Genomic DNA, 22,799 nt, shown 5'->3' with positions numbered 1-22,799 from the left:
CCCGCCGGGGCAAGGCAGGCCGCGGCAAACGGGGCGTTTTCTTTCCGTATGGCGAAAAGCGGCTCTTGGCGCGGGCCCGCCATACAGCGTCGCGACCGGTCGCCAATCAGGCTTTTTTTGTTTCCCGGCCGGACCCATGCCCGACCGCGCCATTTCCCGCCACCATACGAGGCGTGCCCTGTCGCGTCAAACTTTCGCCGCATCGGGCGCACACACCTCGACGGGACCTCTTTATAAAAAATACAAAGTAGGTTATCTAAATATTTTATTCCGGCTTAACGCGCCCGGCCAGGGGATGGCTGACCGGGGCGCACGAGTACCCCCACGAACACGCGGGACAAACATGAGTTTCGATTGGACCAAGGCATTCAGCCAGGTGGCCGAAACCTCCTTCTTTCAGGACGCCCCACGCCCGAAGGAAGGCGAGATTTTGCGCGTCCAATCCCTGTCCGGCCTCAAGCGGTTTCTCGACTGGGTCCATATCAAGCTGTGCCTGATCAAGCCCTACTTCGAGCACAGCAACTACCCGGTGGTGGATTTCCGCGAGCTTTTGCCGTCCTTCGAAGCCGACGCTTTCGAATACAAGGAACTGCCCGGCTTTTCCATGGTGGCCCTCGGCCGGCCGCTCAAGTATTTCCAGGAAATCTTCCAATACGACATTTTGCACTGCCTGCTCGACTACGCCAACGAGGCCTACCGGGACCAGTGTCCGCTCGAAACCTCCATCTTCGGCCAAAACACCCGGGCGTTTTGCGCCCACCTGCCCAAGTCGGCCCAGGACCAGTTTCGCAAGGGCTTCACGGATGTGGACGTCACGAGCCTCGAGAACTATGCCGCGCTGTTGCCCACCATCCTTCAGATGGACCGGGCCCACGTCATGTCCCTCGACAGCCAGAACGACTTCTACCTGTCCGGCGTCTATTGCTCCTTTCCGTCCTACCTGGACACCGAGCTCAAGCGCTTCGGACTCAACATCAAGAAATTTCTGGTCGGCGACGACCGGCGCTACGAGCGGCACCGCAATTTCGTCTACCAGTTTTTGATGGAACTTTACGGCTTTCCCATCGTGTCCGAGCGCCGCACGTCCTCGGCCCTTTTCGCCCGGCGCCTTTTCCGCATGGGCGAGAAATTCATGGTGCGGGTGCTCGGCCAGACCGACCGGACCATCACCTCGCTCTACTCCCATCCCGAGGCCCGGTTCTACCCGCGCGTGGAAAAAATCGCCCTGGTCGGCGTGGACAAGACCCAGACCGAGGCCATCAAGGTCCTCGGCGACGGCGGCTATTTCATCGACCCCGACCGGCGGGTGGTCATCGTGCGGGTAGTCTACCGCCAGCACAAATACGACCCCAACAACGTCCGCCAGGACCGGGCTCTGTCCGTGGCCGCGCAGGAAATCATCCACCCCATCACCGGAAAGGCGTTTTCCAAGCTCAATCTCGTCAAGGACACCTACAGCCTCTTTCTCCGCTTGAACGACATCGTGCGCGGCGAGTATAACGGCCGCATCGTCTACAAGCGCAACGAGATCGTGGAAAACACCGACACCCACGAAAAGAAACTCAAATTTCTATATTCCTGGCTGTCCAAGCACCAACGCCGCATCATCGGCTATTCCGACGAATTCTACTCCAATGTCGTCAAGGTGCTCGACAATTATCTGTTAAGCGCCGACCATTATGATGATTTTAACGCCGTGCGAGAACTCTACCAGGAAGTCTGGTCGAAATACAGCTACATCCAGCAAGCCCGCAAGGTAAAGATGCTTGAGGATCTTCAGGACCGAAACTACAAGGGAGAGTATCTCACTTACCAACGCATGCTCACGCTCTTTACAGAGATATTGAACGACCTCAAATTCGAGATCGTCAACTACTTCGATCCCCTTGTGGAGCGCGTGCTTTCCCTTGGCGACATGATCCTCAACGATCGCTACCTGCTGCGCCATTACATCCGCAAGAAGGACACGGAGTTGACCGCCTACGGCCAATCCGTGAAAAAGACCTACGGCCGTCTGGTGGCCCTGCTCGACGAGTTCCGGGCCATCCGCAAGACCAAAAAGGAACAGGGCCTCGTCGTTCCCCTGGTGGCGCAAAACTGACGTCTCGCGCATACCGCAACCCACAAGCGGAGCATTTACGTGCAACACCTTGAAAAAACGCCTCTTTCTGACTGGAACCGCGAACATGGGGGCAAGATGGTCCCTTTTGCCGGCTTCGACATGCCCGTGCAGTACGCCTCCATCCTGGCCGAGCACGAGCAGACCCGCAACAAGGCCGCCGTGTTCGACATCTGCCACATGGGCGAATTCCACCTCTCGGGCGAAGGCGCGGCGTCGGCCCTGGGTCTGGCCGTCACCCACGACCTGGAGACCCTGGCCCCGGGCAAATGCCGCTACGGCTTCCTGCTCAACGACGCCGGCGGTGTGGTCGACGACCTCATCATCTATTGCCTGGATGTCGACAGCTACATGCTCGTGGTCAACGGCGCGCGCATCGCCGTGGATTTCGAGACCGTCAAATCGCGGCTGCCGGCCGGGCTCACCTTCACCGACGCCTCGGCCGAGACGGCCAAGATCGACTTGCAGGGGCCGCTGGCCTTCGACGTGCTGCGGGACCGCGTGCCGGGCGATTTTTCGGGACTCAAATACTTCAACTTCGCCTGGACGGACTTCGACGGCCAAAAACTCATGGTCAGCCGCACCGGCTACACGGGCGAACTCGGCTACGAACTCTTCCTGCCGGCCGACAAGGCCGTGGCCCTGTGGGAGGCCCTTCTGGCCGATCCCCGGGTGGCACCGGCCGGACTCGGCGCGCGTGACACCCTGCGCCTGGAAATGGGCTACCCCCTCTACGGCCAGGACCTCGACGAGGAACACACCCCGGCCGAGGCCGGTTACGGCTGGTTGCTCACGTCCCCGGCCGAGTACGCGGGCAAAAAGGGGGCGGGGGCCGTCCGTCAAAAACTCATCGCCCTGGAGATCCCGGGGCGTCGCAGCGCCCGCCACGGCGACGCGGTCAAGGACAAGGCCGGCAAGACCGTGGGCGTGGTGACAAGCGCCTCCTTCGCCCCGAGCCTCGGTCATGCCATCGCCCTGGCCTACGTCGCCGCCGACGCGGCCGAAGCCAAGAACTTCATCGTCACGGCCGCCCGGGCCGAACTGCCGGCCATTCGCCGCGCCCTGCCCTTCTACAAGTCCGGCACCGCCCGCAAAAGCGTGGCGGGGTAAAAAAAATGCCTCCGGCGGCCAGGGGGAAACTTTTTTCAAAAAGTTTCCCCCTGGACCCCTTTCAAAAACTTCTACGGGGGTTTTGAAGCCTGGCATGGGCAGACCCGACGCATTTTACATTCCCCCCGGGGCCTTCGGGGAGCCCTACGCCCTGACCGGCGGGGAGGCGGCGCATTGCGCCAAGGTGTTGCGCAAAAAGGCCGGGGAAATCATCCGGGCCTTTGACGGCCTGGGACGGGAGGGGCTTTTCCGCATCACCGCCGTGTCCCGGGACCGGGTGGAGTTGGAGGCGCGGTCCCTGGCCGAGGCCCCGCTTCCGGCGACGCGCCTGTATCTCGCCGCCGGCTTTTCCCGATCCACCCGGCGCGATTTCTTTCTGGAAAAAGCCGTGGAACTGGGCGCGGCCGGCATCTTCTTCTGGCAGGCCGCCCGCAGCCAGGGCCGCATGCCGGAGGCGCCCAAGGAATCCTGGCAGGCGACGCTTGTTGCCGCGGCCAAGCAGTGCGGCGCGGCCAACCTGCCGGAACTGGACACGGTTTCAGGCGGGGCGGCCGGGCTTGTCGCCGCCTGTTCCCACCACTTCGACCGCCGCTATCTCCTGTGGGAAGCGCCGGGACTCGATCGCCGTATCCGCCTGGACGACGTCGGCGCGCCGGGCGAGGCGCTCTTCGTGCTCGGGCCCGAAGGCGGGCTTACGGACGCCGAAGCGGCCATCTTCCAGGACGCGGGCTATGCGCCCCTAAGCCTCGGCGAGCGGGTGCTGCGCTTCGAAACGGCGGGCCTGGCTGTCCTGGCCCTGGGCCTCGTGGCGAATCCCTGAAACAGCCATTTCCCCATTGCATGCGCAACCTGCTTGAATAATTTTACTCTATACGTCACGGCATGGCTCGCCCCGCCCCTGTGCGCCCTGTCGCGGGCATGATTCCGGCTTTATCAAACCGCCCAAACCCGCTATGAGGGGGAAGGCGCGCATGCTTGGCCACGCGCCAAACAGCCGGGAAGCCTTGCCCGGCACCGAGGAGAAGCATGGGAGAGGACAAACGCCGGCGCAGCCGGGTCAGCGCCCACTTCGACGCCTACGTCTACATCGACGGCGAAAAAATACCGGTCAGCACCCAGAACATCAGCATGAAGGGCGCGCTTTTTTGTCCGGAATCCCGGCTGGCCGAGGGGCGCGAGTGCACCCTCGTCTTCAGTCTGGCCAAGGACATCACCGTCAGGCTCAAGGGCCAGATCGTGCGCGCCAACGAGGAAGGCGTTGCCATCGATTTCGAGAGCATGGACGAAAACGCCTTTTTCCACCTGCGCAACATGGTGCGCTACTCGGCCGACGACGCGGACCAAATCGACCGGGAATTGCAGGTTCCGGCCTTCGAGCCGGGCCACGACGGAGAAGACAGCTGATGCGCCCGACCCATCTGTTCGCCGCCGCCCTAAGCGTCTGCTTCCTGGTCGCGGCCACGCCGCGAAAAGTCCCGGCCGGCGGCCTGGACCAGGCCAAGACGGGGCTTAACGCCCTGGCCAAGGGCAACTACGCCAAGGCCATCACCGACCTGACCGAAGCCATTGATTCCAACGAGCTGCCCGAGGAAAAAGCCTACCTCTTCTATGTGGCCCGGGGAAACGCCCGCAAGGCCGACGGCGACATGCTCGCGGCCATAGACGACTATTCCGCCGCGCTCCAAAAAAATCCCCACTACGCGCCGGCCGCCTTCAACCGCGGCAACGCCCAGTTCGCCCTGCGCCATTACGACAAGGCCATCGCGGATTATTCCCTGGCCCTGGACATCGACGTGGCCAACGCCAAGGCCCTCAACAACCGGGGCGCGGCCTGGTTCAAAAAGGGCAACCTGCAAAGCGCCCTGGCCAACTACACCCTGGCCATCGCCATCAACGGCGACGATCCGGACATCTACCTCAACCGGGGCAAGGTCTACGAGGCCATGGGGGAACCGGAAAAAGCCCGCGAGGACTTTCTCCAGGTCAAAAAAATCGATCCCTCGGCCAAAACGCCCCTCGACTGAGTTCACAAGCCGCCCGCCCGGAACCAGCCACCGGCCGGAGCGCTTTTCTTGCGGCTTCCGCCCACGGCCTTGACGCATGAATGGCTCCGTGGTTTCATGCCCATGGTGTGATATAACCCCCAACAAGAGGTACACCCATGGGCTTTCGAACCACCACACTCCTGGCAGGCGTGTTGTTCCTTTTCCTGTTCGCCTTCGCCACGGCCACGCCGGCGGCTGCCGGTGACCTCCTTCTGGCGCAAGGACCGCCCATGCAAGGGCAGGGTCGCCCGATGGGCGGCGGCGGAGGCGGCGGCAACAACAGCTGCATGCAAAGCTACCAGCGCTGCGTCATGATCTGCGCCGGCGTGGCCAACTGCATCAACAACTGCAACGTTGGCTATGCCGCCTGCACCCAGCAGGGTGGCGGCGGACGTCCCGGCGGCCAGGGCGGCGGCCCGAGACCGGGGAAGTGATTTCGTGAAATGAAGCCGGGGGAGAACCTTTTTGAAAAAAGGTTCTCCCCCGGACCCCCTCTCCAAAAACTTCTCAAAAAATTGCCCTGATACGAGGACATCCCTCCCCGTTGAAAAATTTAGGAAAGAGAGAGCGCGAGAGGGGAGAACCCTTTTTTAAAGGGTTTCCCCTCTCGCACTTTCTTTTCCCAATCTTCTTTCCTCTAATCGATACGGTAGTGGCAGCCCAGGGAACGGCGGTTTTGCATGGCCGCGATGGTGATGGTGTAGGCGGCCTGGCAGCCGTGGAAGAGGTCCACGATGGCCTTGGACAGGGGCGTTTCGCGGTAGAAATCGTGGATGTGCTTGTTGAGTTCGCGCAGGTCTTCGAAGGCCCGCTTGAGGCGCGAACTCGACCGGTTGATGCCCACGTAGTTCCACATGGTGTTGCGGATGGTGGCCCAGTCCTGGGCAATGAGCGCCGGGTCCTCATTGCGGTTGGAGCCGGGGCTGACCCAGTCCGGGATGCTGTCCACCAGCCGGCGGCCGAGCGACGCCTTGTGTCCGGCCCGCTTGCCGATGTCGTGGCCGACGCTGTAGCCCCACAGCAGGCACTCGAGCAGCGAGGTGCTGGCCAGGCGGTTGGCCCCGTGGATACCGGTGCAAGCGCACTCGCCGGCGGCGTAGAGCCGCTCCAGGGTGGTGCGGCCGGTCGTGTCGGTGAGTACGCCGCCGCAGAAGTAGTGGGCGGCCGGGACCACCGGGATGGACTGCTTGGTGATGTCGATGCCGAGCTGGAGGCAGCCCTTGTAGACGGTGGGAAAATGCGTCTCCAGGCCTTTGACGTAGCTGGCCGCGTCCAGATAGACGCAGTCGTGGTCGGTCTTGAGCATCTCGGCCAGGATGGCCCGGGTCACGATATCACGCGGCGCCAGGTCGGCCCTGGGGTCGTAGCGCGGCATGAAGGGCTCGCCCTTGTCGTTGACGAGCCGCGCCCCTTCGCCGCGCAGGGCCTCGGTGACGAGCAGCCGGCGTTCGGCCCGGTGAAAGAGCGTGGTCGGGTGGAACTGCACGTACTCCACGTTCATGACCTTGGCGAAGGCGCGCGAGGCCATGGCCAAGGCCGAGCCGATGGAGGAGCGGGTGTTGGAGGTGTGCAGGAACAGCCGGCCGCAGCCGCCCGTGGCCAGGACCGTGTAATCGGCCAGGATGGTTTCCACCTGCCCCGAGACTTCGTTTAAGACGTAGGCCCCCAGGCACTGGTTGAGCAGCTGGTACTTGAATTCCAAAAGCGTGGCGTGGTGGTGCGAAGTGAGCAGGTCCACGGCCGTGCGCCGGGCCAGGACCTTGATGGCCGGATTGGCCTTCACCGCCGCTATGAGCCCTTCCATGATGGCCCGGCCGGTGCGGTCGGCCATGTGGAGGATGCGGGCCACGCTGTGCCCGCCTTCCTTGCCCAGATGGTAGCCCCCGCCTTCGGCCTTGCGGTCGAAGGGCAACTGCAAGCGGTCGATAAGAAGTTCCTGGACCACCTGCGGGCCGCGTTTGGCCAGGTACTTGACGGCGCGCGGGTAGTTGTGCCGCCAGCCGCAGGTCAGTATGTCGCGCTCCAGGAGCTGGGGCGAATCCTCCTCCCCGCGAAAGACGATGCCGCCCTGGGCCAGGGCGCTGTTGCCGTCGTCGAGGTCTTCCCCCGATGTCAGCAGGATCACTTCCAGGCCGGCGTCGGCCAATGTCAGCGCCGCCGTGAGTCCGGCCAACCCCGATCCGACGACCAGGGCGCCTGTGTGCATGCGGTAGACCATAAATCATCCTCCCCTACGGCCGACAGTGGCGACGCGTCAGGCCGAAACTTCGAGCATCCGCGCCACGGCGGCCGTGGCCGGCACGCGCACGGCGTCCGAAACGGTCACCGGCGCGGCCGCGTCCAGCCCTTCGAGCAGGGCCAGCAGGTTTTCCTCGGTCCCCTTGGCCATGTTCGAACAGCTCGAGACGCAAAGCGGGCGAATGTTTTTTTCGCCCTGGTAGCGCCGGGCCAGCCGGGACACCAGATTGATCTCCGTGCCGATGACGATCTCCGCGCCCCTGGGTGCCTCGGCCACGTATTTGATGATAAAGGAGGTGGAACCGGCGGCGTCGGCGGCCCGCACGGTTTCCGGGGCGCACTCGGGATGGACCACCACCTTGACGCCGGGATGGGCCTTGCGCGCGGCGGCGATGTCCCGGGCCTTGAACCGCGAATGAATGACGCACTGGCCGGGCCACAAAAGCACCTCGGCCTCCCGGGCCGCCCGCAAATCCAGTTGCGCGCCGCCGCCCCGGATATCGAGAATATGCCGGCGCTCGGGAGCCACGCCCAGGGTGTCGCAGGTATTTTGTCCGAGCATCTTGTCCGGCAGAAAAAGCACGCCCCGGCCCTGGTCGAGCGCCCAGCGCAGCATTTTCCCGGCATTGGCCGAGGTGCACACCGACCCGCCGCGCGCCCCGACGACAGCCTTCACCGCGGCCGAGGAGTTGACGTAGGTGAGCGGCAGCACGTCGCGGCCGGCGGCGCTTATGCGATCGAGCACCGTGGCGACGAGGGAAGCCGGGGCCATCTCGGACATGACGCAGGCGGCGTCCGGGGCCGGGATAAGCACGCGCTGGCCCTCTTTGGCCAGCATGGCCGCGGTCTCGGCCATGAAAAACACGCCGCAAAAAACGATGTCCCGGGCGGTGAGCCCGGCCACCTTGCGGGAAAGCTCGAGGGAATCGCCGAGAATATCGGCATGGGCCACCACCGCGTCGCGCTGGTAATGATGGGCCAGGATGGCCAGGGACTCGCCCCGGCTGCGGCGGATCGCCGTGATCCGCTCGGCAAGGGAAGGGTTCATGGGGGCTCCTTAAAGCAGCATGCTGAAATCCGCGCTCGGGGCGGAATGGGTGATGCGCCCCACGGACACGAAATCCGCGCCAAGGGCGCCGATGGAGCCCAGGGCGGAAAGCTCCACCCCGCCGCTGACCTCGGTTTCGATGTCCTCCGGGACGAGTTTCAAGGCTTGCCGCATGACGTCCGGGGGCATGTTGTCGAGCATGAGCCGCGCCGGCCGCTCGGCCACGGCCAGCTTCACCTCGTCCAGGCTGCGGCACTCGATTTCCACCGGCGGCATGGCGGCCGGATCGTCCCTGTAGGCGCGGCGCACGGCGGCCATGGCCTGGGCGATGCCGCCGGCCCGGTCGATGTGGTTGTCCTTGAGCATGATCATGGCGGCCAGATCCAGGCGGTGGTTGACCCCGCCGCCGACCAGCACGGCGTATTTCTCGGGATAGCGCAGTCCGGGCAGGGTCTTGCGGGTATCGAGCAGGCGCGTTTTCGTGCCGGCCAGGGCAGCCACGCCCTTGGCCACCATGTTGGCGATGCCCGAGAGGTGGCACAGAAAATTGAGCATGACGCGCTCGGCCTTGAGCAAGGTTACGGCCGGGCCGTCGATGACCGCGACCACGGTCCGATCCGGCACCTTGTCGCCGTCGGCGACCCTGAGGTCCGTCTGGCAGCGCTCCGCCTCGCCCATGCGCTTTAGCACCAGGGGCAGGATGGGCAGGCCGGCGACCAGCGTCTCCTGCTTGGCCACGATGGTGGCGCGCAGGCGGTCGTCAGTGGTGAAAACAGCCATGGAAGTGCGGTCCTCGCCGTCTTCCTCCAGGGCGAGGTCGATGGCGCGCACCAGGAACTGCCGGGCCGGGCCGGCGAAGAAAGCCTCGAAACGGGGATCGGTCATGGGCGCACCCGCGGGTAGGGGCCGGGGCTTGCCTGCCCCCGGCCGGGTGGGGGAAAGCCCCGGACGCGACGGCGCGCCCGAAGGCCTTTCCGAAAACGGCTCCGGCGCCGAGGCCGTGGCCTTGGAAAAAATAGCTTTTTTACCGCCTTGGGGCAAGGGAGGCCGTTGGCGACATTTGTCCTTTTTTCCTCCGGCCTGGGGCGCGTTTACCCAGACGCGGCCGCCTTCCTTATCCCTGCCTTTTGCGCAGCCGCGCCAGCCGGGCGGCCAGACGCGGCTCCTGGCCCTGGTCCTTGGCCTGGTAGAACTGCCGGCCGATAAGCGCCTCGGGCAGATAATCCTGGTCGACCCAGGCTTCGGGGTAGGCGTGGGGATATTTGTAGCCCTTGCCGAACCCCCATTCCCGCTGGAGCTTCGTGGATGGGTTTCGCAGGTGCAGGGGCACGGGTTTGAGCCCGAACTGCATGATTTCCTTTTTGGCGGCGAGATAGGCGGCGTAGGAGCTGTTGCTCTTGGGCGCAAGCGCCAGATAGACGGCGGTCTGGGCCAGGGGAATGAACCCTTCCGGCATGCCGATGCGCTCCACGGCCTCGGCGGCGGAAACGGCCAGAGGCAGCGCCATGGGGTCGGCCAGGCCGATATCCTCGGAGGCGGAGATCATGAGTCGGCGGCAGCAAAAGCGCGGGTCCTCGCCGGATTCGAGCAGGCAGGCCAGGTAATAAAGCGCCGCGTCCGGATCGCTGCCCCGGATGGACTTGATCATGGCCGAAGCCAGTTCATAGTGGGAATCGCCGTCGCGGTCGCCCCGGGCGAGCGCCTCGGGCAGCTGCTTTTTGAGCTCCTCCGGGGCGCGCTTTTCCTCGGGCAAGGCGGCCGTGTATTCGATGAGGTTCAGGAGCGTGCGCCCGTCGCCGGAAGAAAGCATGGCCACGGCCTCGAGGCTCTCCGGCGCAAGCTCCATGCCGGCCTCCTTGGCCCCCCGCTCGGCCAGGACAAGCAGTTCGGCCTGGGACAAGGGCCGCAGCCGAAAGACGTGCAGCCGGGAAAGAAGCTGCCGCGTCACGGAAAACGACGGGTTCTCCGTGGTGGTGGCCAGAAGCACGATCTCCCCGGTTTCGAGAAGTGGCAGAAAAAAGTCCTGCTGAGCCTTGGAAAACCGGTGCAGCTCGTCGAGGATCAAAATCTCCTTGCCTTTGATAAGCTCACGCAGCGCCGCCAACCCCGCTTCCGGAGCGCTCACCCGCACATAAGGCCGTTCCTTGGCCCGGGCCAGGATCAGGGCCAGGGTGGATTTGCCGCAGCCCGGCGGGCCGAAAAAAAGCAGGCTCGGCAAACGCGGCGCGGCCAGCATGGTCGTGAGCCTGGAGATGACGTGGGTCTGGCCGACGAAACCGTCGAGGGCCCCGGGACGAACGCGTTCGGCCAGGGGCCGTTTTTCATTACCGAGCAAGTCCATGAAAACCTTTTATTTTTTACGTCGTAAGGGATGTCTATTTTCCGGGCGGGCCTTCCCCGCCGGGCATGTCCTTTGCCCGCCCGGTCGCGGCGGCGACCTGATCCGCCATCGTCCGATGGCGCAGCATGAACCGGGCCGGCGACGCCTCCGGAACTTCCAAAACGGCATCCACCGCGCCCACGCGCCACAGGCAAATTGCCAGCTTGGCCGCGTCGCGGCAATAGGGCGCGCCGTAGGCCTTGGTCAGGCGTTGGCGAAGCGCGACCGCGTCGCCGGACGATCCCAGTGTGGCGGCGGCCGAAAAAAAACGGCCCCGGTAAAAAGCCAGCACGGGCCGCGGCAGGCGCACGCCGTCCAAGGCGGCTTCGTCCGTCGGCAGGGTGTAAAAGCGCAAATCCCCGGCCACGGCGGAGGGCAGCGGCACCCGCTCGGGCGTTGCGTTTTGCGGCGGCGGATCGCCGAAGCGCAAACCGGCGACACCCGAGGGCGGCTCGGGAGCCGAAGAACAGGCGGCCAGGAGCAGCAGTCCGGCCAGAAGGAGCGGACATCCCGACATGCGGCAACGAGGCCTCCGGGCCCAGACCCCGGTCGTGACGGCCCAACCGGGGCTTGGCGGGCCGGAAACGGCGGCAGATACGAAAAAAAGGGAGAGCGGCGGCCAACACAGAGCCCGGCCGTACTGCATCAGCACAATCAGTCCAAGCAATAGAAATGTGACACTGCAATAAAAAATTTTTGCGTTATGCATTGCCATTTCTACCACTTTTTTTGAAAAATACAAAATCAACAGCACACGCCTTCCCTGTCTTTCACTTAAAAAATACACATCATTACTTCCGATACTCCATAGAAATTCGTCGCCTTGACCTTATTTCTTGAGATGATAACCTCATCACGATCAGTATATGTTTTCATCTTCTTTCACCTGTACCCAGGATACGCATGGAAAAAATAATCATAGAAAATTTAGTAAAGATTTTCGGTGACAAACCGGAAAAAGCCCTCTCCCTGCTACGCCAGGGCCGGTCCAAGAAGGACATCCTGGCCGCCACGGGGCAGGCCGTGGGCGTGGCCGACGTCTCGTTCAGCGTGGACGAGGGCGAGATCATGGTCATCATGGGTCTCTCCGGAAGCGGCAAATCCACTCTCGTACGCATGATCAACCGCCTCATCGAGCCCACCAGCGGCAAGGTCGTCATCGACGGCCAGGACGTGGGCGCCCTCTCGGAAAGCGAACTCACGGAATTTCGACGCACCAAGTTCGGCATGGTCTTCCAAAATTTCGCCCTTCTCCCCCATCGCACCGTGGCCGCCAACGTGGAATTCGGCCTGGAGATCAAGGGTGTTGCGCAGGCGACGCGCCATGATCGGGCCATGGAGGCGCTCAAGCAGGTGGGCCTGGCCGGATGGGAAGACCGCAAGCCCGCCGAACTTTCCGGCGGCATGCAGCAGCGCGTGGGCCTGGCCCGGGCCCTGGCGTTGAACCCGGACATCCTGCTCATGGACGAGGCCTTTTCCGCCCTGGACCCGCTGATTCGCCGCGACATGCAGGACGAGTTGCTTTCGCTGCAGGACACCGTCAAGAAAACCATTCTTTTTATTACCCACGACCTCGACGAGGCCGTCAAGCTCGGCGACCACATCGTGCTCATGAAAGACGGGGCCGTGGTGCAGACCGGCACGGCCGAGGACATCCTGACCAACCCGGCCAGTCGCTACGTCGAACGTTTCGTGGAAGACGTGGATTTCTCCAAGGTGCTCTCCGCCCGCTCGGTCATGCTGTCCCCGGCCGTGACCGCCCTGGCCCGCCACGACGGCCCGAGGCTCGCCCTGCACAAGATGGCCGAGGCCGGCATTTCCAGCCTTTTCGTCATCGGCCGCGACAAACGCCTGGAGGGCATGGTCACGGCCGTGGACGCCTCGGACGCCGCCCGGCGCGGCGAACGCAGCCTCGACGGCGTCGTGCGCCGGGTCGACAAACGCGTCTCTCCCGACGCATCGGTCCAGGACGTCATGCCGCTTCTGGCCGCGGACCGCGACCCCGTGGCCGTGGTCGACGACAACAACAAACTGCTCGGCATCATCGTCCAGGGATCGCTTCTGGCCGGCCTGGCCGACAAGGGGAGGGGCGAAAATGGCGTATGAACTTCCGCGCATTCCTCTCGGCCAGGGCATCGAGTTCAGCATCGACTTTCTGTCCGACCATCTGGCGCCGCTGACCAAATCCATTTCCCTGATCCTCGAGACCGCCATCGACGCCATGGGCACGGCGCTCATGGCCGTACCGCCCTGGGCGCTGATTATCGTCATAGCCATCCTCGCCTGGCGTCTCGGTTCGCGGCGCATCGGCCTGCTGGCGCTGTTCGGCCTGACCCTGGTCTGGGACCTCGGGCTTTGGGAGCCCACCATCTCCACCATCATCCTGGTCCTTTTCTCCACGGTCATCGCCACGTCCATCGGCGTGCCGCTCGGCATCCTGGCCGCCATGCGCCCGGGGTGGGGCCGCATCATCATGCCGCTGCTCGATTTCATGCAGACCATGCCGGCCTTCGTCTACCTGATCCCGGCCATTCCCTTTTTCGGCCTGGGACCGGTTTCGGCCATCTTTTCCACAGTCATCTTCGCCATGCCCCCGGCCATACGGCTCACCTGCCTCGGCATCCGGCAGGTGCCGGAGTCCTTGACCGAAGCCGCCGACGCCTTCGGGGCGACGCGCATGCAGCGCCTGCGCAAGGTCGAGCTGCCTCTGGCCCTGCCCACCATCATGGCCGGCATCAACCAGACCATCATGCTGTCGCTTTCCATGGTGGTCATCGCGGCCATGATCGGCGCCCGGGGCCTCGGCGGCGAGGTCTGGAAGGCCATCCAGCGCCTGGAGCCGGGACTTGGCTTCGAAGCCGGCCTGGCCGTTGTCATCGTCGCCGTCATCCTCGACCGGGTGACGCAGAAACTCGGTTCGAAAAACTCCTGAAACCCGAAACCGCAAACCAAGGAGGCCCCATGAAAAAGACCGCCTGGTACGTCATCGCCGCCACTCTCGTTTCCGTAGCCGCCGTGCTGTGGGGCACGCCCGCGCCGGCCGCTTCGAAGGACACCGTGAAACTCGCCTATGTGGAATGGGCCTGCGCCACGGCCTCCACCAATCTGGTCAAAGCCGTGCTTGAGGAAAAGCTGCACAAGAAGGTCGAGATCCTGCCCGTGTCCGCCGCCGCCATGTGGCAGGCCGTGGCCTCGGGCGATGTGGACGGCATGGTCACCGCCTGGCTGCCCGTCACCCACGGCAATTACCTCAAAAAGGTCAAGGACAAGATCGTCAACCTCGGCGTCATCATTCGCGGCGCGAAAATCGGTCTCGTCGTCCCGGATTACGTGACCATCGATTCCATCGCCGACCTGGAAGGGGCCAAGGACAAATTCAACGGCAAAATCATCGGCATCGACCCCGGCGCGGGCATCATGAGCAAGACCGAAGCGGCCATCAAGGACTACGGCCTCAAAGGCTACAAGCTGGTGGAAGGCTCCGACGCCACCATGACCGCCGCCCTGGCCGACGCGGTCAAGCACAAAAAGTGGATCGTCATCACCGGCTGGACCCCGCACTGGATGTTCGGCCGTTTCCACCTCAAGTATCTGAAGGACCCCAAGGGCGTCTTCGGCGGCGACGAAACCATCGACGCCATCGTCCGCAAGGGGCTCAAGGAAGACAAGCCCGAGGTCTACGCCTTCCTGTCCAAGTACAAGCTGTCCATGTCCGACTTGCAGGCCCTCATGGCCGCCAACAAGGAAAACGGCAAGCCCTACGAAAACGCCAAGAAGTTCATTGCCGAGCACCCGAAGCTCGTGGATTCCTGGTTGTAGAGATTACCGCCGCAGCCGCGCCGTCGCTCCGGGGCAGTATCCGGAACGACGGCGCGGCCGGCCTTTTTTGAAACGCCAAGCCATCCCGTGAGAGACGCATGCGGAATTTTTTCATGCGCCAAGGTAGTTCCCGGATGTTTTTCAAGCCCAAACGCGGCCGCATCCGCCTGCTTGCGTTCCTGGTCCTCGTCGCGGGGGGAAGCGCCGTATATCTGGCCTTCTTCCACAACGCCGCCCCCAAGCGGTCGACTCCGCTCATCGAAGCCTGCCCGCCCTGGGCAGAACAGTACTGCGATCCCAGCCAGAACCTTTTCGCCCGCACCGAGGAAGACCCTTCCGAGGAAGTGCTCGAGGGTTCAATCAAACCCGGCCAGACACTCGGCGGCATCCTTGGCGATTACGTCGACGCGGGCGCCCTGGCCGGACTCGACAATCCCGACGATTTTTCCTTCGCCAGCATCCAGTCCGGACAGCCCTATCGGCTCACCGTGCGCGACAAGGAACTCGTGACCTTCGAATACGACATCAGCCCCACCGAGACCCTGGTCATCGACGGCGAAAAAGGCGACCTGCAAGCCCGCGTCGAGACCAAACAATGCGAGACGCGCACCGGCGTCATGGCCGGCACGGTCGCATCAAGCTTGTTCAAGGCCGTGGAGGAGGCCGGCGGCGACGCCCAAACCGCCGTGGCCCTGGCCGACGTCTTTGCCAGCGACATCGACTTCTGCCGCGACGTGCAGCCCGGCGACACGTTCCGCGCGGTGGTGGAAAAACGCTACGCCGAAGGCAAGCTCATCGGCATCGGCCGGGTGCTGGCCGCCCGTTACGTGAACGAGGGGAAAACCTACGAAGGCTTCGCCCTGCTCGGCCGGGGAGGAAAGCCCGAATACTTCGACGCCGACGGCAGGGCGTTGCGCAAGGCCTTTTTGCGCGCGCCGCTGTCCTTTCTGCGCATCACCTCGCGTTTTACCAGCTCGCGCCTGCACCCCATCCTCAAAGTCCGCAAGCCGCACTACGGCGTGGACTACGCCGCGCCCACCGGCACGCCGGTCTGGAGCGTCGGGGCCGGGGTCGTGGTCGAGCGCGGCCGCAACCGGGCCGCCGGCAACTACGTCACCGTCCGCCACAGCCGCACCTGGGTCACGCGCTACAACCACTTCAGCCGTTTCGCCAAGGGAATCCGCAAAGGGTCCAAGGTCGCCCAGGGACAGGTCATCGGCTACGTGGGCCAGACAGGCTTCGCCACCGGCCCGCACCTGGACTTCCGCATCTATAAGAACGGCAAGCCGGTCAACGCCCTGGCCAACCCCAAAATGCAGGCCGATCCCCTGCCGGCCTCCAAACTGGCCCGGTTCAAGCGGCAGGTCGAAAAACTGGAAGCCCTTCTGGACCAGGCCCCGCAGACCAAGGACCTGGCCGCGCGCGACACCCCGGATACCAAGGGTATTCAGTAGGAAAGACGCTCCAGGATGACGTTGCTGACCAAAAAGCCGTTTTTGGTTAGCCGCAGATGGCCGGCGCTGATGCGGATAAGCCCGTTTTGACGCAGCGCCGTGACGAGTCCCTCGTTGTCCTTGAGAAAATCCCGGCCCGTGGCCTTGCGGTAAGCGGCCAGGCGCAACCCCTTGGCCGTGCGCAAGGACAGCATCACCATTTCCCGGGTCTTTTCCGCCTCGGTCAGGGCCGCGCCGCCCTGACCGCACTTGCCGGCCCGCACCAGCCCCCCCCACTCCCGCAAATCGGACGGGTTCTCGTGGCGCACGCCCTCAAGCGTGGAAACCGCCGCCGGGCCAAGCCCAAGATAGTCCTTGCCTTCCCAGTAGCCGCTGTTGTGGCGGCTTACAAAGCCCATGCGGGCGAAATTCGAGATCTCGTATTGCAGGTAGCCCGCTTCCTCCAGAAACTCGGCCCCGTGCACATACATGCGCCCCTGCTCGTTCTCCCCCGGCAGCGTCACATCCCCCGCCGCCACGTCCTCGGCCAAGGGCGTGCCGGCCTCCACCGTCAACCCGTAACACGACAAATGCTCAGGCCGCAGCTTGACCGCCGTGCGCAACTGCTCCAGCCAGACCGCTTCCCGCTGCCCCGGCAGGCCCCAGATGAAATCCAGGCTGATGTTTTTAAACCCCACCTGCCTGGCCAACCCATACGCGGCGATTGCCTGCCCCGCGTCATGGGGCCGGCCGAGAAACCGCAAATCCGCGTCGGACAGGCTTTGCACGCCGAGGCTCAGCCGGTTGACGCCATACTTCAAAAGCGACTTGAGATACGGACCGTCCACGGCCGAATCCGGATTGGCCTCGAACGTCCACTCGACCACATCGTCCAGATCGAACTGTCGGCGCAATTCCGGCATGATCCGCGCAAGCGCCCACGGCGGCAACAAGCTCGGCGTGCCGCCCCCGAAATAGATCGTCTCCAGCTTCGGCCGCGACAGCTTTCGTCCCCAATGCCGTATCTCCAAAAGCAACGTCGCCACATAGGCCTCGACCTGCCCCATATCGAACGGTCGCGACACGAACGAACAATACCGGCACTTGCCCCGGCAAAACGGTACGTGGATATACAACAACATGGCGGGCCGGACGATACGGCCCTTCCGCACGCCCCGCAACTGTAGGGGTGGGGGGGGGGGCGCGTGCCCCCACCCGTCGGGAGGGGAGGCGCTGCCTCCCCTACACCCCACCCTGCCAAACCAACACGGTAAAGGGGGGGGGGCCGGGGGGCATCAAGCCCCCCGGCGGAGGGGTCCAGGGGAGGCAGCGCCTCCCCTGGCCGCCGGAGGCAACCCGGCAATCACCGTTAGAAAAACAGATCGCGGCGCCCGCACTCGATGTCGTTCAAACGTTGGATGGTCAGGTCGCGGATACCTTCCTTGGGAATGGTATCCAGGGCTTCCTTGATGCGTTCCTCGCCGACGGCCTTGGTTTCCGGGTCGGCATAGTCGATCAAGTATTCCTTAAAGGTAAGCAGAGCGTTCGGCAGGCAGACGTTTTGGATGGCTCCGACCTTGGCCAGGGACATAAACCGGTCGCCGGTGCGGCCTTGACGGTAGCAGGCTGTGCAGTAGCTGGGAACGTAGCCGCGCTGGCAGAGCATGCGGATGATTTCGTTGGGGGAGCGCTGGTCGCTGGGCTCGAACTGCTGGCCGTTGTTGGTGTTATGGGTGGATTCGTGTTCGACGACGGTCTTCTGGTAGCCGCCGACGCCGGTGCAGGAGCCGGCGCTGATCTGGGAGATACCGCAGTCGATGAGCTCGTCGCGAAAATCCGGGTCCTCGCGGGTGGAGAGGATCATGCCGGTGTAGGGCACGGCGAGGCGGATGGTGGTGATGATCTTTTTGAAAGCCGGATCATCGACGAGATAGGGGAAGGTGTCGAGGTTGACGGCCCCGGCCGGACGCATACGGGGCACGGAGATGGTGTGCGGCCCGACGCCGAACGTCTTTTCCAAGTGTTCGGCGTGCAGAAACATGGCCACGGTTTCGTACTTCCAGTCGTAGAGGCCGTAGAGCACGCCGATGCCGACGTCGTCGATGCCGGCGGTCTGGGCGCGGTCCATGGCGGTGGTGTGCCAGTTGTAGTCGTGCTTGGGTCCGGAGGGATGCAGCTTGGCGTAGGTTTCGCGGTGGTAGGTTTCCTGAAACAGAATGTAGGTGCCGATCTCGGCGGCCTTGAGCTTCTGGTAGTCTTCGATGGTGGTGGCGGCGATGTTGATATTGACGCGGCGGATGGAGCCGTTGCCGTCACGGATGCTGTAGATGGCCTTGATGGCGTCGGTGATGTATTCGATGGGATTGTTTTTCGGGTCCTCGCCGGCTTCCACGGCCAGGCGCTTGTGGCCGAGCGATTCGAGAATTTCCACTTCGCGCTTGATTTCGTCCATGGACAGGCGTTTGCGCAACTGTTCCTTGTTGCTGCGCTTATAGCCGCAGTAGACGCAGTTGTTGACGCAAAAGCTCGACAGGTACAGGGGCGCGAAAAGAACGATGCGCTTGCCGTAGATGGCTTCCTTGACCGTCTTGGCGGCTTTGTACATGGAATCGAGCAGGTCCGAGTCGTCCACTTCGAGCAGCACGGCCACTTCCTCGGCCGTAAGCCCCTTGTATTCGAGCGCCTTCTTGATGATGCCGAAGACGGCGTCCTTGTCTTTGGAAGCCGTTTTGGCGGCCGCCAGCGCGGCGGCAATGCGGCCCTCGTCGATGAACGCGTCGGAAGTGCGCTGGGATTCGTCAATCATGGTCTTGCTCCTTGTGCAAGGTCTTGGTCGTGAGCGCGGATTTGACTGTCACGCCGGGGAGATTCCCGAGCCTGCCCGTTAACGAACCGATCTCGTCGGTTGTGCCCTCGATGATCAGCGACATGACCCCGACCTGGTATTCCGGCTTGGGAATGCCCATGCGGCCGAGAACGAGGTGGCCGTGATCGCTGATGATGGCATTGACCTTTTCCGAAACATGCTTGGGCTCTTCGATGACGATGCCGATCACGCCGATGCGTCTGTTCATGTCCACCCTCCCCGGGCAATAAAAAAAGCCTTCGAACGCCGAGGGCGTAGGAAGGCTTGGCAGGTGTCCTGATTCATGGCGTCATCCTCGGCGCGGGGGCGGCCCCTTGCCAGCAGATTGCGGAAGTTGGTCTGTCGCCTTCGCGCCCGGTCCATGGGGATCCGACGCGGCAGCACCGTATGGATAGGCTATTTTGGAACCCTTGGCTAGTAGTACGAAATAAACATTCATAACACGATACGGCCAAACCGACATCATTTTCTTGTCTCTCGCGGATCTCATGCCGCGCGTTTTCTCCGGCCGATTCCACACCCTCAACAACGCCGAGCCTTGCCCTCGCGGGCACAACCCAAGGCCCTTATACCCCAAAAGTGGGAATCCAGGAGCGAGAGACGGCACTACGCATGGCCGGGAGCATCTTGCATAATGCCCCATATGAGGGTATTCTTATATGTAAAGTATGGTATATATAACCATTGCAAATTCAATAGTATTTCCTAACTATTTGCAACGAATCAAAAATAAGAACGCGATATTATCAGAATATTGAACAACAATTCATATTACAAATCAAAATAGATGATTGCTATCCCCAAGCAGGCGCCGTACCAAGTCCAATCCTCAGGTAACGACAACACCATCGACTCCTCTTTTCTTTCGAGCATATTGGGCGATTCCATCTTTATTGAAGCTCTAACGGACGCCGTATTACTCATCAATGCCGAAAGCGGCGATATCCGTGACGCAAACAATGCCGCCTGCGAACTTACCGGACGTTCCCGGGACTCTCTGCGCGGATGCTGCATCGCCGCGCTGCATGCGCCCGAGGACATTGCAGCCTGTCTGGATTTTTTGGCAATATACAAAAATGCGTCGCAGGCCCAGGCGGCATGCCGTCCGCATCCCGCCACCCTGCTGCGGCCCGACGGTGCCCGGCAAGTCTGTCGCGTTACGGTCTTCGCTCACCCCTGTCCCGACGCCGATGTCCTCTGCGCCCTGTACCAGCCCACCCCGGGAGCCGCCTTCATGGCGCGCGCCCGGCAAGACCATGGGACCTCCATCGGCAAGGTCCCGCCGTCTGTCGAGGAAGGTTCGTGGAACCGGACCCAAAGCACGGGCGGGGAATTCCTCACCCGCAAGGAAGCCGAAGCGGCCTTGCGGGAAAGCGAAAAACGCTTCCGCCTGCTTATCGCCGAAGATTCCGTTTCCAGCCGAGAACTGATTCGGCTTTTCCTGGAAAACGAACCGTATGAAATCGTCATGGCCGAAACGGGATGCGAGGCCCTGGCCCTTTTCACGCCCGGCGCTTTCGACCTGATCCTCATGGACATGGAGATGCCCGTGATGAACGGTTGCGCCGCCGCCGAGGCCATACGGCGTCTGGAAGCGGCCAACGGGTCCCGGCGTACCCCCATCCTCATGCTGTCGGCCCACACCTTTGCCGATTACGAACAAAAAGGCCTGGCCGCCGGCTGCGACGGCTTCATGACCAAACCCATTCGCAAGGGCCGGCTCATCGATGTCCTGCGCCAGGCGGTCGGCGCATAAAAAAGCCGGAGCGACCACGCCGCCCCGGCTCTCTCGCATCCCGCCGCGCGAGGCGGGATTGTTTCCGTTTACTCCGGAACCACTTCCAGCACCTTCTCGCCATAGGTGTCGACGACAGGCGTCTCGACGCCGAGCAGCTCCATCCAGCGACGCACGGTGCCGACGATGACGATGGCCATGAGGACCAGGATGATCACCGCCAGGGAGGCCAGCAGGTACAGGCCCTTGGGCAGGTAGGTCCCGGTGATCTGCAGGTAGCCGGCCCAGAAGGTGATGCCGACCATGGCCAGTCCCGGGATCGCCGTCGTCCAGGCGTAGCGCGCCCGGCCCATGCGGATGATCATGGTCGTGCCGATGAGCAGGCTCACCGCGGCCAAGAGCTGGTTGGACATGCCAAAAAGCGGCCAGATGGTGGAGATGTTGCCCGTGTAGACGAAGTAGCCCCAGGCGAAGGTGAAGATGGCCGAGGTGAAAAGGATGCCCGGCACCCAGTGCTTCTCGCGGAACTTGGGGATCACCTGGCCGATCATCTCCTGCAGGAAGAACCGGCCCACCCGGGTGCCCGCGTCCACGGCGGTCAGGATGAAGACGGCCTCGAACATGATGGCGAAGTGGTACCAGTAGGCCATGAGGTGGGACATGACCGGGATCGAGGAGAAGATATGGGCCATGCCCACGGCCAGGGACACCGCCCCGCCGGGACGGCCCTGGATGTTTTCGCCCACGGCCTGGGCCAGGCTGTTCAAGTCGACCGGGGTCATGCCGAGCTTGGCGAACACGGCCACCGGGGTATTGATGGCGAAATAGTCGGCCGGCACCAGCACGCAGGCGGCAATAAGCGCCATGATGGCCACGAAGCCTTCCATCAGCATGGCGCCGAAACCGACAAAGAGCAGGTTATGCTCGCTGTCGAGCATCTTGGGCGTGGTGCCGGAGCCGATGATGGCATGGAAGCCCGACAGCGCGCCGCAGGCGATGGTGATGAACAGGAACGGGAACACGGGGCCGTGGATGATGGGGCCGCCGCCGGCGTCGAAGGCGGTCAGGGCCGGCATGACGAGTTGCGGATGCACCCAGAAGATGCCGATGGCCAGCGCGCCGATGGTGCCCACCTTCAGGTAGGTGGAGAGGTAATCGCGCGGGCACAGAAGCAGCCAGACCGGAAGCACCGAGGCCACGAAACCGTAGACCGGGATGGTGACGGCGATGGTCGGGCGCGACATGTTGAAAATCGAGGACCAGAAGGGGCTGGCGGCGATATAGGGCCCGACGATGATGGCCAGGGCCAAAAGCACCACGCCGATCACCGAGCCGCCGACCACGCCGCCGCCCGGGGCATGCTGCATGTACACGCCCATGATGATGGCGATGGGGATGGTGGCGAAAACGGTGAAGGTGCCCCAGGGGCTGTTGTGCATGGCGTTGACCACGGCGATGGACAGACCGGCCAGGGTCAAAAGCAGGATGAAAAGCACCGCGAACCCGGCCACCGAGCCCGTGGCCTTGCCCACTTCCTGGGAGGCGATATAGGCGAGGGAGCGGCCCTTGTGCCGCACCGAGGCGAACAGCACCACCGTGTCGTGGACGCACCCGCCCAGGACGCAGCCGACGAGAATCCACAGCGCCCCCGGCAGGTAGCCGAACTGGGCGGCCAGCACCGGGCCGATCAGCGGTCCGGCGGCGGCGATGGCCGCGAAATGGTGCCCGAACAGCACATACTTGTTGGTCTTCACGTAGTCGTGCCCATCGGCCATGGTCACCGCCGGCGTCAGACGGGCGTCGTTGACGCCAAGAACCTTTTTGGCAAAAAAGATCCCATAAAAGCGGTAGCCTATGGCAAATACGCACAGGGCGGCGAAGACGAGTGTCAACGCATTCATGACTGCCTCCCGTGTTTTGGACGTCCCCTGCGGTTAGCCCGTTTCCGATGTTGGCCCTGCTCTGGCATGGGCCGGGGGACGACAACAATACCGTGAGGCCGAAAG

General features: G+C 63.3%; 20 protein-coding genes and 1 pseudogene. 12 read left to right on the top strand and 9 right to left on the bottom strand.

The window, feature by feature from the left end:
• The first annotated feature begins 343 nt into the window (after positions 1-343).
• From DESFRDRAFT_RS06575 to DESFRDRAFT_RS06550, 6 genes are all read left to right on the top strand, one after another.
• Complete coding sequence (locus DESFRDRAFT_RS06575) at positions 344-2,101, top strand: hypothetical protein (protein ID WP_005992345.1); 1,758 nt, start codon at positions 344-346, stop codon at positions 2,099-2,101.
• 39 nt (positions 2,102-2,140) lie between these two features.
• Positions 2,141-3,229: a glycine cleavage system aminomethyltransferase GcvT gene (gene gcvT, locus DESFRDRAFT_RS06570; protein WP_005992342.1), complete on the top strand. Its 1,089-nt coding sequence runs from the start codon at positions 2,141-2,143 to the stop codon at positions 3,227-3,229.
• A 94-nt stretch (positions 3,230-3,323) separates the two neighbouring features.
• The gene (locus DESFRDRAFT_RS06565; RefSeq protein WP_005992340.1) at positions 3,324-4,049 is read left to right on the top strand and encodes a 16S rRNA (uracil(1498)-N(3))-methyltransferase; all 726 of its coding nucleotides are present in this window, start codon (positions 3,324-3,326) and stop codon (positions 4,047-4,049) included.
• 206 nt (positions 4,050-4,255) lie between these two features.
• Positions 4,256-4,633, top strand: coding sequence for a PilZ domain-containing protein (locus DESFRDRAFT_RS06560; RefSeq protein WP_005992338.1), 378 nt, complete (start codon positions 4,256-4,258; stop codon positions 4,631-4,633).
• Entirely contained in the window at positions 4,633-5,253 is a 621-nt protein-coding gene (locus DESFRDRAFT_RS06555; RefSeq protein ID WP_005992337.1) for a tetratricopeptide repeat protein, read from the top strand. Before DESFRDRAFT_RS06560 ends, DESFRDRAFT_RS06555 begins: the two co-directional genes overlap by 1 nt.
• A gap of 137 nt (positions 5,254-5,390) precedes the next feature.
• On the top strand, positions 5,391-5,708 hold the full coding sequence (locus DESFRDRAFT_RS06550; protein ID WP_005992336.1) for a hypothetical protein: 318 nt from the start codon (positions 5,391-5,393) through the stop codon (positions 5,706-5,708).
• A 203-nt stretch (positions 5,709-5,911) separates the two neighbouring features.
• On the opposite strand, the gene nadB is transcribed toward DESFRDRAFT_RS06550, so the two are convergent.
• The 5 genes from nadB to DESFRDRAFT_RS06525 form a co-directional block, all read right to left on the bottom strand.
• On the bottom strand, positions 5,912-7,492 hold the full coding sequence (gene nadB / locus DESFRDRAFT_RS06545; protein ID WP_005992335.1) for an L-aspartate oxidase: 1,581 nt from the start codon (positions 7,490-7,492) through the stop codon (positions 5,912-5,914).
• Between the two features lie 36 nt (positions 7,493-7,528).
• Positions 7,529-8,560, bottom strand: coding sequence for a quinolinate synthase NadA (gene nadA, locus DESFRDRAFT_RS06540; RefSeq protein ID WP_005992334.1), 1,032 nt, complete (start codon positions 8,558-8,560; stop codon positions 7,529-7,531).
• A gap of 9 nt (positions 8,561-8,569) precedes the next feature.
• Positions 8,570-9,445: a carboxylating nicotinate-nucleotide diphosphorylase gene (gene nadC, locus DESFRDRAFT_RS06535; protein ID WP_005992333.1), complete on the bottom strand. Its 876-nt coding sequence runs from the start codon at positions 9,443-9,445 to the stop codon at positions 8,570-8,572.
• Between the two features lie 229 nt (positions 9,446-9,674).
• Entirely contained in the window at positions 9,675-10,901 is a 1,227-nt protein-coding gene (locus tag DESFRDRAFT_RS06530; protein ID WP_005992332.1) for a replication-associated recombination protein A, read from the bottom strand.
• Between the two features lie 34 nt (positions 10,902-10,935).
• On the bottom strand, positions 10,936-11,457 hold the full coding sequence (locus tag DESFRDRAFT_RS06525; protein ID WP_005992331.1) for a hypothetical protein: 522 nt from the start codon (positions 11,455-11,457) through the stop codon (positions 10,936-10,938).
• A gap of 386 nt (positions 11,458-11,843) precedes the next feature.
• Here DESFRDRAFT_RS06525 and DESFRDRAFT_RS06520 point away from each other — a divergent pair, with 386 nt between their 5' ends.
• The 4 genes from DESFRDRAFT_RS06520 (at position 11,844) to DESFRDRAFT_RS06505 (ending at position 16,213) form a co-directional block, all read left to right on the top strand.
• Complete coding sequence (locus tag DESFRDRAFT_RS06520; protein ID WP_005992330.1) at positions 11,844-13,046, top strand: quaternary amine ABC transporter ATP-binding protein; 1,203 nt, start codon at positions 11,844-11,846, stop codon at positions 13,044-13,046.
• Positions 13,036-13,872 carry an ABC transporter permease gene (locus DESFRDRAFT_RS06515; RefSeq protein WP_005992329.1) on the top strand — a complete coding sequence of 279 codons (837 nt, stop codon included), beginning with the start codon at positions 13,036-13,038 and terminating at the stop codon, positions 13,870-13,872. The genes DESFRDRAFT_RS06520 and DESFRDRAFT_RS06515 overlap by 11 nt, the downstream gene beginning before the upstream one ends.
• A gap of 29 nt (positions 13,873-13,901) precedes the next feature.
• Positions 13,902-14,759: a glycine betaine ABC transporter substrate-binding protein gene (locus DESFRDRAFT_RS06510; protein WP_005992328.1), complete on the top strand. Its 858-nt coding sequence runs from the start codon at positions 13,902-13,904 to the stop codon at positions 14,757-14,759.
• A 113-nt stretch (positions 14,760-14,872) separates the two neighbouring features.
• Positions 14,873-16,213 (top strand): peptidoglycan DD-metalloendopeptidase family protein, encoded by a 1,341-nt coding sequence (locus DESFRDRAFT_RS06505; RefSeq protein WP_233489570.1) that lies wholly within the window; start codon positions 14,873-14,875, stop codon positions 16,211-16,213.
• Here DESFRDRAFT_RS06505 and hemW read toward each other — a convergent pair.
• The 3 genes from hemW to DESFRDRAFT_RS06490 form a co-directional block, all read right to left on the bottom strand.
• Entirely contained in the window at positions 16,207-17,334 is a 1,128-nt protein-coding gene (gene hemW, locus DESFRDRAFT_RS06500; RefSeq protein ID WP_005992324.1) for a radical SAM family heme chaperone HemW, read from the bottom strand. The two genes, DESFRDRAFT_RS06505 and hemW, sit on opposite strands and share 7 nt — an antisense overlap.
• A 227-nt stretch (positions 17,335-17,561) precedes the next feature.
• Entirely contained in the window at positions 17,562-18,998 is a 1,437-nt protein-coding gene (gene hydG, locus DESFRDRAFT_RS06495) for a [FeFe] hydrogenase H-cluster radical SAM maturase HydG (protein ID WP_005992322.1), read from the bottom strand.
• Positions 18,991-19,266: a TM1266 family iron-only hydrogenase system putative regulator gene (locus tag DESFRDRAFT_RS06490; RefSeq protein ID WP_005992320.1), complete on the bottom strand. Its 276-nt coding sequence runs from the start codon at positions 19,264-19,266 to the stop codon at positions 18,991-18,993. Before DESFRDRAFT_RS06490 ends, hydG begins: the two co-directional genes overlap by 8 nt.
• Positions 19,267-19,845: 579 nt before the next feature.
• Here DESFRDRAFT_RS06490 and DESFRDRAFT_RS23235 point away from each other — a divergent pair.
• A pseudogene (locus DESFRDRAFT_RS23235) lies at positions 19,846-20,163 on the top strand (PAS domain-containing protein); the annotation flags it as partial.
• 129 nt (positions 20,164-20,292) lie between these two features.
• Positions 20,293-20,814 (top strand): response regulator, encoded by a 522-nt coding sequence (locus tag DESFRDRAFT_RS22870; protein WP_233489568.1) that lies wholly within the window; start codon positions 20,293-20,295, stop codon positions 20,812-20,814.
• Positions 20,815-20,882: 68 nt separating this feature from the next.
• On the opposite strand, the gene DESFRDRAFT_RS06480 is transcribed toward DESFRDRAFT_RS22870, so the two are convergent.
• Complete coding sequence (locus DESFRDRAFT_RS06480; RefSeq protein WP_005992316.1) at positions 20,883-22,694, bottom strand: carbon starvation CstA family protein; 1,812 nt, start codon at positions 22,692-22,694, stop codon at positions 20,883-20,885.
• Between the last annotated feature and the right edge of the window lie 105 nt (positions 22,695-22,799).

It is taken from the genome of Solidesulfovibrio fructosivorans JJ] (assembly GCF_000179555.1).
GTDB lineage: Bacteria > Desulfobacterota > Desulfovibrionia > Desulfovibrionales > Desulfovibrionaceae > Solidesulfovibrio > Solidesulfovibrio fructosivorans.
The sequence above is the reverse complement of the archived record's forward strand: the minus strand, read 5'-3'. Positions and strand labels throughout refer to the sequence as shown.

Coding starts and splice junctions, on each gene's coding strand:
- DESFRDRAFT_RS06575 (WP_005992345.1), top strand. CDS start 344: ATGAGTTTCGATTGGACCAAGGCATTCAGCCAGGTGGCCGAAACCTCC.
- DESFRDRAFT_RS06565 (WP_005992340.1), top strand. CDS start 3,324: ATGGGCAGACCCGACGCATTTTACATTCCCCCCGGGGCCTTCGGGGAG.
- DESFRDRAFT_RS06560 (WP_005992338.1), top strand. CDS start 4,256: ATGGGAGAGGACAAACGCCGGCGCAGCCGGGTCAGCGCCCACTTCGAC.
- DESFRDRAFT_RS06555 (WP_005992337.1), top strand. CDS start 4,633: ATGCGCCCGACCCATCTGTTCGCCGCCGCCCTAAGCGTCTGCTTCCTG.
- DESFRDRAFT_RS06550 (WP_005992336.1), top strand. CDS start 5,391: ATGGGCTTTCGAACCACCACACTCCTGGCAGGCGTGTTGTTCCTTTTC.
- nadB (WP_005992335.1), bottom strand. CDS start 7,492: ATGGTCTACCGCATGCACACAGGCGCCCTGGTCGTCGGATCGGGGTTG.
- nadA (WP_005992334.1), bottom strand. CDS start 8,560: ATGAACCCTTCCCTTGCCGAGCGGATCACGGCGATCCGCCGCAGCCGG.
- nadC (WP_005992333.1), bottom strand. CDS start 9,445: ATGACCGATCCCCGTTTCGAGGCTTTCTTCGCCGGCCCGGCCCGGCAG.
- DESFRDRAFT_RS06530 (WP_005992332.1), bottom strand. CDS start 10,901: ATGGACTTGCTCGGTAATGAAAAACGGCCCCTGGCCGAACGCGTTCGT.
- DESFRDRAFT_RS06525 (WP_005992331.1), bottom strand. CDS start 11,457: ATGTCGGGATGTCCGCTCCTTCTGGCCGGACTGCTGCTCCTGGCCGCC.
- DESFRDRAFT_RS06520 (WP_005992330.1), top strand. CDS start 11,844: ATGGAAAAAATAATCATAGAAAATTTAGTAAAGATTTTCGGTGACAAA.
- DESFRDRAFT_RS06515 (WP_005992329.1), top strand. CDS start 13,036: ATGGCGTATGAACTTCCGCGCATTCCTCTCGGCCAGGGCATCGAGTTC.
- DESFRDRAFT_RS06510 (WP_005992328.1), top strand. CDS start 13,902: ATGAAAAAGACCGCCTGGTACGTCATCGCCGCCACTCTCGTTTCCGTA.
- DESFRDRAFT_RS06505 (WP_233489570.1), top strand. CDS start 14,873: ATGCGCCAAGGTAGTTCCCGGATGTTTTTCAAGCCCAAACGCGGCCGC.
- hemW (WP_005992324.1), bottom strand. CDS start 17,334: ATGTTGTTGTATATCCACGTACCGTTTTGCCGGGGCAAGTGCCGGTAT.
- hydG (WP_005992322.1), bottom strand. CDS start 18,998: ATGATTGACGAATCCCAGCGCACTTCCGACGCGTTCATCGACGAGGGC.
- DESFRDRAFT_RS06490 (WP_005992320.1), bottom strand. CDS start 19,266: ATGAACAGACGCATCGGCGTGATCGGCATCGTCATCGAAGAGCCCAAG.
- DESFRDRAFT_RS22870 (WP_233489568.1), top strand. CDS start 20,293: ATGGCGCGCGCCCGGCAAGACCATGGGACCTCCATCGGCAAGGTCCCG.
- DESFRDRAFT_RS06480 (WP_005992316.1), bottom strand. CDS start 22,694: ATGAATGCGTTGACACTCGTCTTCGCCGCCCTGTGCGTATTTGCCATA.